Genomic DNA, 14841 nt, shown 5'->3' with positions numbered 1-14841 from the left:
TTATGACAATTATTAAAGCTAAATCGCTAAGTGAATTTTTAAGACATCATCAAATTGAACCTAAAAATGAAAAATTGTATTTTGCTGCTATTACTCACTCTTCGTATGTAGCCTTGCACAAAAGTTTTAATAGCTACGAACAATTAGAGTTTTTAGGTGATTCGGTTTTGAATTTTTTATCTAGTGAATATATATTTGTAAAATACACATTATTAGAACCGGGAATGCAAACTAGAGTACGTTCTACTGCTGTTAGAACTGAAACGCTAGCGGAATTGTCTGAAAAATTGGGTTTAGTAGATATTTTAAAAACTGGAATTAAACAAACAGCTAATGATGTTAAAAACTCTCTTAAAGTTAAAGCAGACATTTTTGAATCAATGCTGGGAGCCATTTATTTAGATCAAGGTCTTGAACAAGCACGTAAATTTGTGGCTAAATATATTTTTCCTATCATTGATAAAGTTCATTCCCAAGGAAACAAGGATTCAAAAACAATTTTGCAAGAGTATTTTCAAAGTTTTTCAAAAAATAGTGTGACATATGTTGTGGTTCAAAATGATGACAAAACATTTTTGGCAAAAGCTCTTCATGATAAACAAATTTACGGAAAAGGAATTGGACATTCCAAAAAAGAGGCTGAGCAATTAGCGGCTCAGGATGCCTTAAATAAGCTAAAGTAAAGGAACAAAAATGAAATTAATTAAAATTGAAGCTCACGGATTTAAATCATTTGCTGATCCGGTAATTTTACGTTTTGATGGTGGAATTGCTGGAATTGTCGGGCCAAATGGTTCAGGTAAAAGTAATATTAATGATGCCATTAAATGAGTGTTGGGAGAACAAAGCGCTAAAGAACTTCGTGGAGATGAAATGAAAGATGTTATCTTCGCAGGTTCAAAAACCGCTAAACCTTTAGACAAAGCAACTGTTACTTTAACTTTTGAAAATAAAGACGGACTTACTTCATATGAAGGCGAAACTATTTCAATCACTCGCTCTTTAGAAAGAAACAAAGGATTAAACCAATACTACATTAACGGGCAACCAGCAAGACACAAAGATATTAAAGCCATTGCGATGGAAACGGGAATTGGAAAGAGCTCTTTAGCTATTATTTCTCAAGGTACTGTTAGTGATATCGCTCAAGCTAGTGATGAGGACCGTAGAGGTATTTTTGAAGAAGCTGCTGGAGTTTCTAAATATAAATTTAGAAAAATTGAATCAATTAGAAAACTTGAAAGAACAGATGAATCACTAAAAATTATTCAAGCACACATTAGTGAATTAGAAAAGCAACTAGAACCTCTTAGAAAACAAGCAGAAAAAGCTCTTGTTTTCAAAGACAAAACTGCTAAATTAAAAAATGTTGAAATTGCTTATTTAGGGCAAGAAATTGTTCGTTTGGAACAACTTTGCTCATCATTAAAAAATGAACTTGAAGGTGTTGAAGACACAAAGAATAACTATAGAGATAAAATTGATGAATATAGCACTAAAATAGCTCATCGTAAAAATGAGCAAGGTGATTTAAACAAAAGGATTTCAGAACTTTCATCTAAAAAGAATGCTGCTGAATCTCGTTTAAATGAACTTAAAATTATATATAACACTGAAACTACAAGAAGAAACATGATTGCCTCTGGAGAGTTTCAAGTTGATTTAAAAGAGAAAAAAGAAGCATTGCAAGAAGCTTATATTGAACAAAAACAAGTTTTAGAGCATCTTTTAAATAGTGAAAAAGAAATTAAAGATAAAAAAGAACAAACTGCTCAAAAGCTCACAGAAGTAAACGTTACAATTAATGACTTGCAAACTAAACTTAATAATTTGAGTAGAAAAAAACACGAGATTGAAACTCAACTTAAAATTTTAGCTTCTAAAAAAGAAAGTAAAAGTAATCTTTACAAAGGAACCAAAACAATTTTAGAAAATGCTCACAACTTTAGAGGTTTAAAAGGAATTGTTGGTGATTTAATTAAAGTAGAAAGCGAATATACTTCTGCTATTGAAGCTGTTTTGGCTTCAAGCGTACAACATGTAGTTGTGGATACTCCTGAAACAGCCGTTAAGGCAATTGAATTTTTGAAATCCAATAATGGAGGACGGGCAACCTTTATTCCTTTAACTTCAATTAAAGAAAAATTTATTCGCGATGATTATTTATTAGTTGTAAGAAATCATCTAGGTTTTTTAGGCCTTGCTAGTGAGCTTGTTAAAGTAGATCCTAGATATGATGTACTAAATAGGTTTTTACTTGGAAATATTGTAGTTGTAGATAACATTGATTCAGCTAATAAAATTTCTAAAGTATTAGACAAAAAATACATGGTTGTTACTAAAGATGGTGATGTGGTTCGTCCTGGTGGAATTATGGTCGGGGGAACAAAACAAGAAAGTGATGATATTTTAGGAATTGATGACAAAATTAAACAATTAGAGAATCTCATTCCTGGAATTGTCGCAATGGAGAAAAAACACACCGTAGATATTGAAAATCTAAAAAGCCAAAGTATTAATTTGCAAAATTATGTGACTTCTTATGGAAACGAAATTTCAGGAATCTTAATTTCAATTAAACATACTCAAGAAAAATTAGACAAAATTCAATCTGATTTTTCACTTCTTGGAGAAGATGTTTCTAAAATTAGTGGAGAGACCGTTAATGCAACTATTGATCGAATCAACAAAATTGATAGTGAGCTAAAAACTTTTGTTTTTGAGCTTAGTGCTTTATTACAACAAAAACATAAAATTGATGCTGATATTGAACAACTAAATGAGCTTAGAAATGAGGCTAATAAATTGTTCAATCAACTCACAGAATCATTTAGCGAAAAATTATATCAAGCAAAAGAATCAGAAAAAATACTTGAACAACACCGTATAAGATTAGTTTCTTTTTATAACTTAACCCTCGAAAACGCAGTGAAAAATTATAAATTAGAAATGCCAATTGAAAAGGCAGAAGAATTAATAACTGAACTCAGAAACGAAATTAATGCTTTAGGAAATGTAAATTTAGAGTCAATCATTCAACTTGAAGAAGTTGAATCTAAATATGATGTTTATGTATCAAATAGAGATGAATTACAAGAAGCTAAAGACACAGTTTTAAACGCAATTGCAGAGTTAGACAAAATAATTATTACTCGTTTGAGCAATATTGTTAATGATGTAAATGTTGAATTTGATAAAGTATTTAAATCTATGTTTGGTGGAGGAACTGCACAAGTAAAATTTGTCGATCCAAGCAATGTGCTTGAAAGTGGAATTTCTATTTTTGCACAACCTCCTGGAAAAAGTGTTAAGAATTTAAAACTATTTTCTGGAGGAGAAAAATCTCTTATTGCTATTTCATTACTCTTTGCAATCTTAAAAGCTCGTCCTTTACCTCTTTGTATTTTAGATGAGGTAGAAGCTGCTCTGGATGAATCAAATGTTGTGCGTTATGCAAATTACTTACAAGAACTTAAAAAACAAACCCAATTTATTGTCATTACTCACCGTCATGGAACAATGTCTAGAGTTGACCATTTATTTGGGGCAACAATGCAAAATAGAGGAGTAACAAGTTTCTTCTCAATTAAACTTTCTGATGCAGAAAAATTAATTGAAAAAAACAAACAGTAAAATGAATGAATATAAAAATTTAATTGATAATGAAAAGAAAATTTACACAATTTTAGCCAACACATCCGCTTTTATTTGAGAAAAATTCGACAATTTAAATTGAGCAGGTTTTTATGTAAATGAAGACAATACTTTATATTTACACGCTTTTCAAGGTAAGGTTGCTTGTTCAGTAATTCCTTTTAATAGAGGGGTATGCGGGCACGCTGCCACCATTCAAAAAACCGTTGTTGTAGATGATGTTAATACTTTTAAAGATCACATTGTTTGCGATAGCAACTCAAAAAGTGAAGTGGTTATTCCAGTAATTGTAAAAAACAAATTATTTGCAGTTTTGGATATTGATGCACCAGTTTATAAAAGATTTGATACTCAAACCGTTAAATCTTTAGAAGAAATTGTGTCAATTTTGGAACACGAACTAGAAAAATTACTTTAGTTCCAAAACCAGAAAAACAGTTTTGCATGACTGTTTTTTTTTTTTTTTTTTCGATTTTTCAGAGTTAGAAGGTAAAAAACGAACAATTTAATTTAAATTTAATTTTGTTATAATGAAAATATGAAAAATAAAGGTAGAAAAATTACAGGAGCTATTTTAGCTTTAGGATTAGTTGCAGGGGTATCAGCAGTTGCTGCTCTTACAACATTACAAAAACGCTCACAAAAAGAAAAAGGTACAAGAGTGGACTATAAGGAAACTCAAACCGAAAATGATAGAGTGTTAAATGAATATAAACAATCGTCAGATCAAATTTTGGATGCTTATTCAAAATATTTATCAACACCATCATATTTAAGTGTTGAGTCATTAAGGGATAAGCACTTAATGAATTACGAGCAAATAAATGAGCAAACAAAACAAGAAAAACTACAAGAATTAGAAAAATTGGCTAAAAAATTATCAGCGAAATTACCAGTTGAAAAAGCAATGGAGGTTCTAAAAAACGCTGAATTAACAGATGAACAAAAAGCCGATTTACAAAAAGCAATTGACAACTTAAACAATGTTGTGGATTCAAATCAAACCTCACAAGACTTTGAAAAAGCATTAAATGATCTTCTTGATGCCACAAATAAAGCACAAGTTCAAAGCGATGAAGCTATTCAAGAAGAAAAAGAATTGGAAAATGCTAAGAAAGAATTATTACAAGCTATTTCTGATTCTAAAGTTCTTAAAGATACCTTGCTTGAGTCAAATAAAGCAGCATTAGATGAGATTTTAAATAGATATGAACAACTAGCTAATGCTACTGATGCAACTACAGAAGGATTAATTCAGGCAAAAGCTAATTTAGAAAATGAACTAAAAGATTTAATGCTTAAAAATGACAAAGAATCTTTATTAGCTAAAGCAGAAGCGTTTAAATCTTCAGAAGCATACACCAGTGCTACACAAGAAAAACAACAACAATTAGATCAATTAGTTGAAAAAGTCAAAGCCTTAGATTTAGCTACTGCAGAAGGCAAAGAATCTTACCCAGCTGAAAAAGAAAATCTTCTAAATAAAATGAAAGAACTTGAAGATGATAAAGCTGCGCGTGAATTAAAAATGCAATATTTAGCTAAAGCTGATGAATTAGCTCAACTTGCAGCTAACGGGGGAAATTATTCAGAATTAGGAAAAGATGTTCCAGCGTTAAGTGCGGAAAGAAAAGCTATTTTAGATTCTTTAATTACATCAGATAAAGAAGCTTTAAATTCAAACTTAACAACTGAACAAATTCAAGAAAAATTAGATAATTTATCAACTAAATACAAACAACTTGTTTTACTAGATGAGTTAGATACTACTATTAATAAAGCAAAAGAAGCTAAAGGTTCTTTAAATGAAGAGCATCAAGCACAACTACAGACTTTAATTGACCAAAAAGAAGCATTAAAAAGTAATGAAAATGTAAGTGCGGATGAATTAAAAGAAGCAATTAATCAACTAAATGCTAAAAGTGTAGAGTTAAAACTTCAAGAAGAATTAGATGAGGCAACAAAAGCATACAATTCTGTTAAAGAACACCCTAAATATTCTTCATTAAGTGAACAAGACAAAGCAGAATTAGAAGATTTAATGAGTGCTCTTAAAGGAGTTGACATTTCAGATCGTTCAAATGAAGAACAATTTAACGCATCTAAAACCCAATTACTAGAAAAAGTTGAAGAATTGAAGATTAAATTATCTAAAGCCGAAACTGCTGAAGAGAACGATGAATTCAAAGCCGATCCTATGTATAATCAATTAACCGAAGATCAAAAACTTGAATTAGAAGGATTAGCAAGCGAAGTTGCGAATGCTGCTGAAAGCGGAGAAAATGCTTCTGAACAGTTCAATAGCAAAAAAGAACAATTTGAAAATAAATTAAGAGAACTTCAAGCATTTGCTTATGAAAAAGAAGCAACATCTGTTCTAAACAATTACAGAGATATTGCTGCTAGTGGAGGGCAATTCGATGGTGAACAAATTTCTCGTTTTGAGCAATCAGTAAAAGATAAATGAGAAGAAGAATATACTGATTATGCATTTGAATTAGCGGGTCTTGATGATAGTGATATTGATACATTAAAATCAGCAGTTGCTCTTATTAAACAAGAAGCGCACGATAAATTTGCACAATTAATTGAAGAAGATAAAAAAGAAAAAGCTAAATCTCAATATACAGCTAATCTAGGAAGATTGAACAATTTATTAAACAACGAAACTATAGTTTATCATTTAAGTCATAATGATTATCCTGAAGAAATAACAACCCCTCTAAGAGATGCGTATAATAACTCGTCAAACGTAAAAACACAATCAACATTAGATCTTGAGACAGCAACTTATGATCAAATTTTAGCATCAACTCAGAGCATAACTCAAGCTTTCCAAGAATTGAGGGCTGCATACGGAAAATTTAGAACAGAGTCAGAAAATTATTCAGCAACACACGGTAATCCAACCGATGCAAACACTTCTTCAGAAACTTCAACCACAGGTTCTAATTAATTATCAAAGTAATAAAAACGAAGTCTTAAACTTCGTTTTTTAATATAATTGAAAATATGAAAAAATATGATGTCAAAATTGTTAACTTACCTGAAAAAGTTTTAAGGCAAAAATCTTTAGATGTACCTCTTCCTTTGAGCGAAGAAGATATTGAATTAGCTGAAAAAATGATCTATCACATTGATGATTCTCAAAAAGAAGGCAGCGAGTTTAGAGCAGGTGTTGGAGTGGCTGCGGTACAATACGGAATACTTAAAAATGTTTTTTATGTTTATTTACCAGATGCCAAAGGAAATCCTATTTTTAAAGATGTTTTATTTAATCCTAAAGTCATTCGCAAAAGCGATCAATTAGTTGCGTTATCTGAAGGAGAAGGGTGTTTATCAGTTCCTGAAGATTGACCAAATCAAGAAGGATATGTTCCGAGAAGCAATAAAATCACAGTGCAAGCTTATAGCTATAACAAACAAGGGGTTTATACCTTTGATCTTACTGGGTATTTAGCCATTATTTTTCAACATGAATTAGATCACTTGCAAGGGAAACTTTTTATTGATCGAATTGATAAGAAAAACCCATGAAAAAAACCAAACAAAAGGACTATTTTAATTTAATATGTCAAACGCTTCAAGTTTTTTAAAGTCACTTGTTCAATTTACAAACAGCAGTGCTTTTTTAGCTTTAATTATTTTTGGAGTTATTTTGCTAGCTGTTTTCTTAATTATTAGTGGTTATTACTTTAAATGACCTTTTTTGATAGTTCAAGTGTTAGTTATTGCTATTTCGTCGCTAGTTACATTTATTTTATATAAAGCAATTGTTGCGAGTTTACCTAATGATGAAAATAAGAATCTTACAGCTGAGTTAATTAGGTATTCTTTAATCTTTTTATATTTTATTGTCTATGCTATTTTAAATGTAATAAGCACAATTACATTTACTAGCGTTTTACTGATAAAAAGAAAACGCAAAATCAAACATCAAAAACAAATGTTGGATGAAATTCAAAAGCAAGAAAATGAAATTTTTAAAAATCAATCTCAAGATTCAATGAATAATTTGGAATCTTCACAATCAATTACAACTTATCAAAGAGCTTCTCTTCCGATTCGAAAACCTAGAAGAGTTTTAAGAACTTTTTATGCTTTAACAAGTTTTGCAATTGGTGTACCGATGTTTGCTGCAATTGTTAGTGCCAAGCCTACAGCTAAACAAACTGATTCTTTTCAACAATTTAGCGTATCACTTCTGACTGGTTTTAAAGGGAAGGCTCCAGGTTATATTTTGAAAAAAATAGAAGGCCTTTTTAAAATATTTGAAGATCCAAATAAATTTCAAGAGGTTTTTGCGCGAGATTGAAATAGTCTAACTGATCAAGAAAAAGAAAACTTTATTTCTAATTTAAGTGAATTAGCGGAACTAATCAATGATTCACAATTAAGAAATGATATTCTTAAAAGACTTGATAATGATTCACAACTAAGTGAAAACATAAATAATGCTGCTAAAGAGTTAAGTTCTCAATATGATCAAGCTATTAAACAAATTCGTCTAAAACACCCAACTTATGATACTTTAAGTAAACAAGAAAAAGAAGAACTCATCATCAAAGAAGCAAAACAAGCGGCAGTAGAACAATTTAATAATGAAAATATAGAAACTTCAGCTATCGCATTAATTCAATTAACTTCTTCATTAGATCAAAATGCTAAGGATGAAGTTATTGAGTGATTTAGCACTAAGTTAGAAGGACAATTAAAAGAAGAATCAGAATTTTCTATTCGTTTAATTAATGAAGTATTTGCTAGTTTAAATGAGCAATTACAGAAACCAGGTGATAATGTTTAAACCAAAAATATCAAACAATACAGTTGAATTGCAACAAAGTAATAAATTAGAGCACAGTATTGCTCAACAAGAGAAAATAATTAATAAATATCAAGATCCACAAAGAATGCTTTCATCTGATACTTTTAGAATCCTTAAAAAAGAAAAAAACATTCGAAAAGTTGCGCTCATTTTTTGATGAATACTTTTAATTATTTGTTTGTCTGGAATGATCATGAACTATTCATTTAATACAGCCAAAGAACCTTCATCAGGAATATATTATTGAATAGGACTTGGACTGTTATTGGCAATTTCTCTTTTTTACTTTGCGAAAAATTTAATTAGACTCTCAGCATGAAAAAGCATTGAAAGAAAATATCGAGAAAGTTTTAGTAGCGGAGATATTGCTGCTAGCACAACATTTGCGGACTTATATAAAGATATTTCTCGTAAAGTGATTAATTTGACGTGAATTTATACCTTTTTTATGACATATTTTGGACTTTTAGAGTTAATTGTTTTTGGACTTTATAAAGCCGAAAAAATCATCATCAAAACATCCGAAACAAGTGCTATTAAAATTGATAGCACAATTGATTTGGTTAAATTGCTAGATAATGGTTTTGGAAACACTCAAGTATTTTTAATTATTGGATTATTGAGTATGGTTGTTATAAGTGTTTTATATTTTGGTTTATACTTATATGACAAAAAACGTATTCAAGACATAAAAATGTTTATTGTAAATGACACTGCAGAATTTTTATCAATGGTAGAAGATTCTAAAAAATCTTTAAATAAAGGATGAAGAAACTTTTATATTGTTGTTTTTGTTTTGGTAGTTTTACTTCCAATTGCGATTTTTGTGTATTTATTATGAAGAGGAGTTTTAAGATTTAAAAAAAGATAATGAAAGTATTAGTAATTTTAGAAAACAAATTTAATGATGTTGAATTAGTCACTCCCCTTTCTTGCCTTAGAAGAGCAGATGAAAGTGTGGAAATCGATTATTTCAACCCTGAATTAACTTCCGTAAGTAGTCAATATGGAGTTATCACAATACATAATGTAAAAAATAGCGTTAATATTAATGATTACGATTTACTCTTTGTTCCAGGAGGACCAGGAGCACAATCATTAAGAACTGATGAAGTCTCTTTAGAGATGATAAAAAAATTTCCTAATAAAATAGCAGCTATTTGTGATGCTCCAAATACATTAAGAGAGCACGATATTATTGATGAAACAATTCAATATTCAGCTTATCCAAGTTCATGAGCAAAAGAATTTAGAAGCAATAATTATCAACAATCATACGTTACTAATTTATTATCAACTAATAAATTAATTACAGCTAGATGTGCAGATGCAGCAATGCAATTAGGATATGAATTAGTTAACCATTTTTATGGAGCTGAAGGTTTAGAAAAAGTTCATTTAGCAATGAAAGCTACAAAATAGCACTAAGTGCTATTTTTTAAAGGATTAAAATTATGTTAAGAATAGTAGCAGGCAAATACAAAAATAAAAAAATTTTAGAACCAGACAAAAACACCACTAGGCCCACAACTGAAAAAGTTAGAGAAGCAGTTTTTTCAAGTTTGCACTTTAAAATGGAAAATTCAGAGTGTTTAGATTTATTTTCAGGGAGTGGAGCTTGAACTATTGAAGCAGAAAGTAGAGGAGCTTCAAAAGTTGTTGCTATTGAAAAAAACCCTAGTGTAGTGAAAATTCTTAAACAAAATATCAACGCTTTAAATTGCCAAAACATTAATGTTTACAACATTGATGCCATAGCTTTTTTAAATAAAACTTCTGAATTCTTTGATTTTATTTTCATTGACGCTCCTTTTAAAGAATTTAACTTAGTAAATGAATCTTTAAATTTAATATCAGATTCGAAGTTACTCAAAGAAGATGGAGAAATTATCATCGAAACTGACATGGCAAAAGAAATTAAAATTCCAGAACAACTAAAAATATATAAACAAAAAAAACACGGTAGAATCGAGCTTCTTTATGTGTGTTGAAAATAAAATTGTAAGCGAATGTATCGAATTAACTTATGAAGGATACGGTGTTATTCTTTATAAAAACAAAAGATTTTTTGTTCCGAATTTACTACCTGGAGAAAAAGCAGAAATTATAATAACTAAAAATCATAAAAATTATGGATATGGTAAAGTTTTAAAATTACTTACATTATCTAAACACAGAAATAGTTTATTTGAGTTTTCTAATGCAGCATCTTTAATTCATTTGTCATATCCCGAACAACTAAAATGAAAACAGCAATATCTAGAAAATCTCTTTTCTCGTAATTTAAATATTTCTTTGTCAACAATAAATAAAATAAAATGATTTGATCCTATTTATAACTATCGTAATAAAGTTAGATACCCAATCTTCGTTGACCAACAAAACATATATTTTGGGGAATATCTTTGAAAAAGCTATCAGTTAAGAAAAACAAAAGCAACAATCTTAATTCAAGATACATTAATTGAAGTGTCTGATTTTGTGCTGGCCAATCTAAATACATTTTTTAAAAATGAACTTTCAAAAGTACGATTTATTAAAGAAGTTTCATTTCGAACAAATAAAGAACAAGAAATTCAAATTACATTTGATCTTGACCCAAGTTATGATTTACCTAAAAAATTTATTCAGTTATTATGTCAAAAAAGCAATATTATTGAAATTTATTCTAGAAAGAATCTTCAAAGCGAACTAATTTACTCAAGAAAAGAGTTTTCAATCACTTTGTCAGATAAAAAATTTAAAATTTCTTCTGATAATTTTTTTCAAGTTAATTTAACAGTATTTGAAAATATTTTAAAAGACATTGCTAAATATTTACAAAATAAAACAAACAAAAATACACTAATTGATGCTTATTGTGGTGTTGGAGTTTTTTCTCAATTTTTTAGCAATTTCTTTAGAAAAAGCATAGGAATAGAAGTTGTGGAAAGCTCAATTCATTTAGCAAAAATTAATTCAACAATTAATGGCTTAAAAAATATAAATTATTACGCCGGAAAAGTTGAAGATGTTGTTTTCAAAAAGGAAATTGATGTTAGTGATTCAGTGTTGATAGTAGATCCGCCTAGAGCAGGTCTTGAAAACAAAGTTATCAATTGAATAAACCAAAAACAAATTAATTCAATCGTTTATTTATCCTGTGATCCAAGAACTCTCACAAGAGATTTAAAAATTTTTTTAGACAAAGAATATAAAATTGTACAGATAACTCCATATGAAATGTTTCCGAATACACATCATATTGAAACATTAGTATTTTTAGAAAAATAACCAATATCAGCTATTGCTGATTTTTCTTTAAAACTGATTTAGTTTTTAAATAAATAATATAATTTTAAATTATGAAAAAAACTTTTAAAAAGTACTTTGGATTATTTGCGATTTTAAGTTCTTTAGCAACTCTGACAAGTAGTTGTGACTTTTTTGATTTAAACTCACAACAAAATCCAACTCCGGTTCATAAAACTTTTGATGCTGTGGATTTAAGTTCAGTTAAGATTAATAAAAATTATCAAAATTTTGATGATAGTTCCATTTCTCCTCATAGAGTTGTGCAAATTACTGATTCAGAATTATTAATTGTTAATGGTCCAAATCTAAGTAAAGAACAGAAAAACAAAATTTTATCTGCAGTAAATTCTACAGATAAAGATTTTCTTTTAGTAAAAGAAAAACAAGATTCAGAAAAGAGATTTTATTTAGAATATATTGATCCTTATACAAAAATTATTTTTCGTGATTATGCTTATTTTGTGGATGGAAACAATAATAAAAGATATTTGCTTGGTAAAAATGCATTAGTAAAATTCGCTCAAGAATTTAAGCGAAAAGTTCCTTTTGGACCTGAAGTATTTTATTTAGAAGCTATTAATATCAATGATTTTAATGTTATCCCAAAATCAGCTAATGGAGCATATATTCCACAAAGTAAAAATATCTATTTAAATGGATTTGCATTTTTAGAAAAAAATATTAGTCTTTATTCAATTATGTCTTCTCTGATGGGAACTCTTTTTCACGAGTACATTCACCATTGAGCCAATACTTATGCTCAAACAGCATTGATAATTGATCCGTTTAACAACAATAAGAATGATTTTGGAAATGAAAAAATTATCTATCATGGAGCTAGCGAAGAAGGAGAATTAAACGAAACCCAACTTTGAAATGGTTACTTTAGCAAAGAATTCAAAAACTTATTAAATTGAAATATTAATATTAAAGCAGATTTAACAGGAAATTCTAATTACGACTTATTAAGCGATATTGCAAAGAGCAAATTGTTGCATAACTATTTTTCTCCAAATGAGCTTTGAGAATACGCAAATACCAATGTTGACAAATTTCATTTTGATGATAAAAAAGAATTTTGGTACACAAGTGATGGCACATTTGTTATTAATCCTAAATCTCTTCAATATATTTTTTCTTTAACTGAATTAGTAGCTCGAGAATACACTAAATTTGCTTTTGAAAATTATTATCCTCTTAATGATGGAATTTATCCAGAAAGTTCAAATTCAACATCTTATTTTGGATGATTTGGTAATTCGGTTGTTTCTAAACAAGGTTATACATTATCAACTTATGGAGCTGGAAATGATTGAATGCGAACTTATTTATTAAATTCAGCAACCGCATATACAAATAGAGGTTTTGACATTAATGAATATTTAGCCTTTCCTGATAATGTTTTTGCGTTTAACTATAAAGGTACTGTAACAGGAGATGATAACTTTGATTCATCAAGCATTTACACTCTCAAAGACGAATTCAAAAATAATAGAAGTTCTAAATTTTATGAATTGTTCCTTGATACAATGGGTTATGGAAAAGCAATAGCTCAGATTTTTCCTAAAATTCAATGAAAATGAAATGATAAAATTGATGATAATACAAAATTACATGAAAGTATCTGAACCGATGATGTGGCCAAAGAATATGTTAAATTCAGCGGTTATTTACCTAATAAAAAATATAGTGGTTTTGTAATCGTTTCAAAAGATAATAAAATACTACAAAGTACAAAATTCCAATATCAAGATACATTTAATTTCTTTGGAAAAAGCGAGTTTGATACCGGTGCAATTATGTTAAACGATCAAGAAAGACAAAAGCAACTTCAAAGTAGAATTTATCCAAATCCAAAAGAAGTTTATTATCCATATATAACAGAAGATTATGTAAAGTTACATGATGGAGATAGTATTTACTTTTGAATTGACGATAATAAAAATAACATTATTGAAGAAAATGAAATCAAATACAATGATCACATCTCTCTTCCTGAATTTCGCAGAGTTTCAAATGCTCATAGTACCACAACAAGAATTGTAAAAACCACATATTTAGAACCAAAAGAAAATAAAATTTTAGTAAAACAAATATAAAAACCTCGAAAAAGTAATCGAGGTTTTTATTTTTTAATTTTATGTAAAACAAATAAATAAGCACGTTTAATGCGAGCAGAAGTATATCTTTTACTTGTACAATTTTTTATAAACGATTCGTAATCAGGCGAATTTATTTGTTTTTTAAAAAGATTTTCCATTCCTTCAGAAATCATTTTATATTTTGCGATTTCTTTTGCTGGAGTCTTGCTAATAATTTTTTGAAATCTTTGATAAGTAGAGGCAATATCTTTAAATTTAATATCGCTTATTTTCACAGGTGTATATTTAGAAATATCTTGTTTTGATTTAATCATTTCTCTGAGTTTGGTTGCGCTTGCAAAATTATTAACGGTTTCTTGAGCATGAAAATCAATAGTTCTTTTAAGCGCTATAGGAACGATATTTAAATTTTCATTTACAATTGTCTTGATGTATTCGATTCCTAATATATCATTGGGCATTGAAATATCTTCATTAGTTAATTCTTGAAGTGCTAAATTTGTGGCTCTTGGAAAACTTAATCCCTTTTGTTTTAAATATTTTTTGACTAATTGATTGTACTGGGCATTATTATTTTTTAAAATTGTAGCAATGTTTACTAGATAAGTAGCATCTCCAATTTCGCTCCCAAACACAAGATAATTTATTCCTTTTTTGGCTAATTTTAAAACACTTTCTCTAGCAAAAATGTGGGCTGCTTGAGAAGAAATATTCATTTTTAGTTTTATAAATTTATTCGCACCGTATTTTTTTGCGTATTTTTTACGCTTGTTTCATGACATACAAATAAATTCGCCTCTTTGAGAGTATCTATAAGACATAGCGACATAGATTCTGGAATTTGGGAATTGTTTTTTAATTCAATTTAATTGATAAATGTGTCCATTGTGAAAGGGGTTGTATTCAGCAACCACTCCGATTTTTACTTTTTTCATTGTATTAATTTTAATATAAAAAAATTAGCGA

12 protein-coding genes are annotated in these 14841 nt (G+C 28.8%); 11 read left to right on the top strand and 1 reads right to left on the bottom strand.

Annotated features, from left to right (window positions below; all coding sequences use genetic code 4):
• Window positions 1-2: 2 nt before the first annotated feature.
• The 11 genes from rnc (at window position 3) to EXC45_RS02160 (ending at window position 13872) form a co-directional block, all read left to right on the top strand.
• Window positions 3-683 carry a ribonuclease III gene (gene rnc / locus EXC45_RS02210; RefSeq protein WP_036435070.1) on the top strand — a complete coding sequence of 227 codons (681 nt, stop codon included), beginning with the start codon at window positions 3-5 and terminating at the stop codon, window positions 681-683.
• 10 nt (window positions 684-693) lie between these two features.
• The gene (locus EXC45_RS02205) at window positions 694-3633 is read left to right on the top strand and encodes an AAA family ATPase (RefSeq protein WP_036435073.1); all 2940 of its coding nucleotides are present in this window, start codon (window positions 694-696) and stop codon (window positions 3631-3633) included.
• Entirely contained in the window at window positions 3614-4072 is a 459-nt protein-coding gene (locus EXC45_RS02200) for a GAF domain-containing protein (protein WP_223213879.1), read from the top strand. The genes EXC45_RS02205 and EXC45_RS02200 overlap by 20 nt, the downstream gene beginning before the upstream one ends.
• A gap of 120 nt (window positions 4073-4192) precedes the next feature.
• Window positions 4193-6610 (top strand): CCDC158 family protein, encoded by a 2418-nt coding sequence (locus EXC45_RS02195; RefSeq protein WP_036434819.1) that lies wholly within the window; start codon window positions 4193-4195, stop codon window positions 6608-6610.
• A 56-nt stretch (window positions 6611-6666) separates the two neighbouring features.
• Window positions 6667-7224 (top strand): peptide deformylase, encoded by a 558-nt coding sequence (gene def, locus EXC45_RS02190; RefSeq protein WP_165163207.1) that lies wholly within the window; start codon window positions 6667-6669, stop codon window positions 7222-7224.
• A 1-nt stretch (window position 7225) separates the two neighbouring features.
• Window positions 7226-8458 (top strand): hypothetical protein, encoded by a 1233-nt coding sequence (locus tag EXC45_RS02185; protein ID WP_036434824.1) that lies wholly within the window; start codon window positions 7226-7228, stop codon window positions 8456-8458.
• On the top strand, window positions 8451-9350 hold the full coding sequence (locus tag EXC45_RS02180; RefSeq protein WP_036434826.1) for an MSC_0882 family membrane protein: 900 nt from the start codon (window positions 8451-8453) through the stop codon (window positions 9348-9350). The genes EXC45_RS02185 and EXC45_RS02180 overlap by 8 nt, the downstream gene beginning before the upstream one ends.
• The gene (locus tag EXC45_RS02175) at window positions 9350-9901 is read left to right on the top strand and encodes a DJ-1/PfpI family protein (protein WP_036434828.1); all 552 of its coding nucleotides are present in this window, start codon (window positions 9350-9352) and stop codon (window positions 9899-9901) included. Before EXC45_RS02180 ends, EXC45_RS02175 begins: the two co-directional genes overlap by 1 nt.
• Before the next feature lie 32 nt (window positions 9902-9933).
• Window positions 9934-10476, top strand: a complete 543-nt coding sequence (rsmD, locus tag EXC45_RS02170; RefSeq protein ID WP_036434830.1) for a 16S rRNA (guanine(966)-N(2))-methyltransferase RsmD — start codon at window positions 9934-9936, stop codon at window positions 10474-10476.
• The gene (gene rlmD, locus EXC45_RS02165; protein ID WP_036434832.1) at window positions 10460-11752 is read left to right on the top strand and encodes a 23S rRNA (uracil(1939)-C(5))-methyltransferase RlmD; all 1293 of its coding nucleotides are present in this window, start codon (window positions 10460-10462) and stop codon (window positions 11750-11752) included. Before rsmD ends, rlmD begins: the two co-directional genes overlap by 17 nt.
• 71 nt (window positions 11753-11823) lie before the next feature.
• Window positions 11824-13872: an MYPU_1760 family metalloprotease gene (locus tag EXC45_RS02160; protein ID WP_036434834.1), complete on the top strand. Its 2049-nt coding sequence runs from the start codon at window positions 11824-11826 to the stop codon at window positions 13870-13872.
• A 26-nt stretch (window positions 13873-13898) separates the two neighbouring features.
• Here the strand turns inward: EXC45_RS02160 and EXC45_RS02155 are convergent, their stop codons facing one another.
• Window positions 13899-14810 (bottom strand): nucleotidyltransferase, encoded by a 912-nt coding sequence (locus EXC45_RS02155; RefSeq protein ID WP_036434836.1) that lies wholly within the window; start codon window positions 14808-14810, stop codon window positions 13899-13901.
• Between the last annotated feature and the right edge of the window lie 31 nt (window positions 14811-14841).

It is taken from the genome of Mycoplasmopsis columboralis, from assembly GCF_900660675.1.
Taxonomy (GTDB): Bacteria; Bacillota_I; Bacilli_A; order Mycoplasmatales; family Metamycoplasmataceae; genus Mycoplasmopsis; species Mycoplasmopsis columboralis.
The sequence above is the reverse complement of the archived record's forward strand: the minus strand, read 5'-3'. Positions and strand labels throughout refer to the sequence as shown.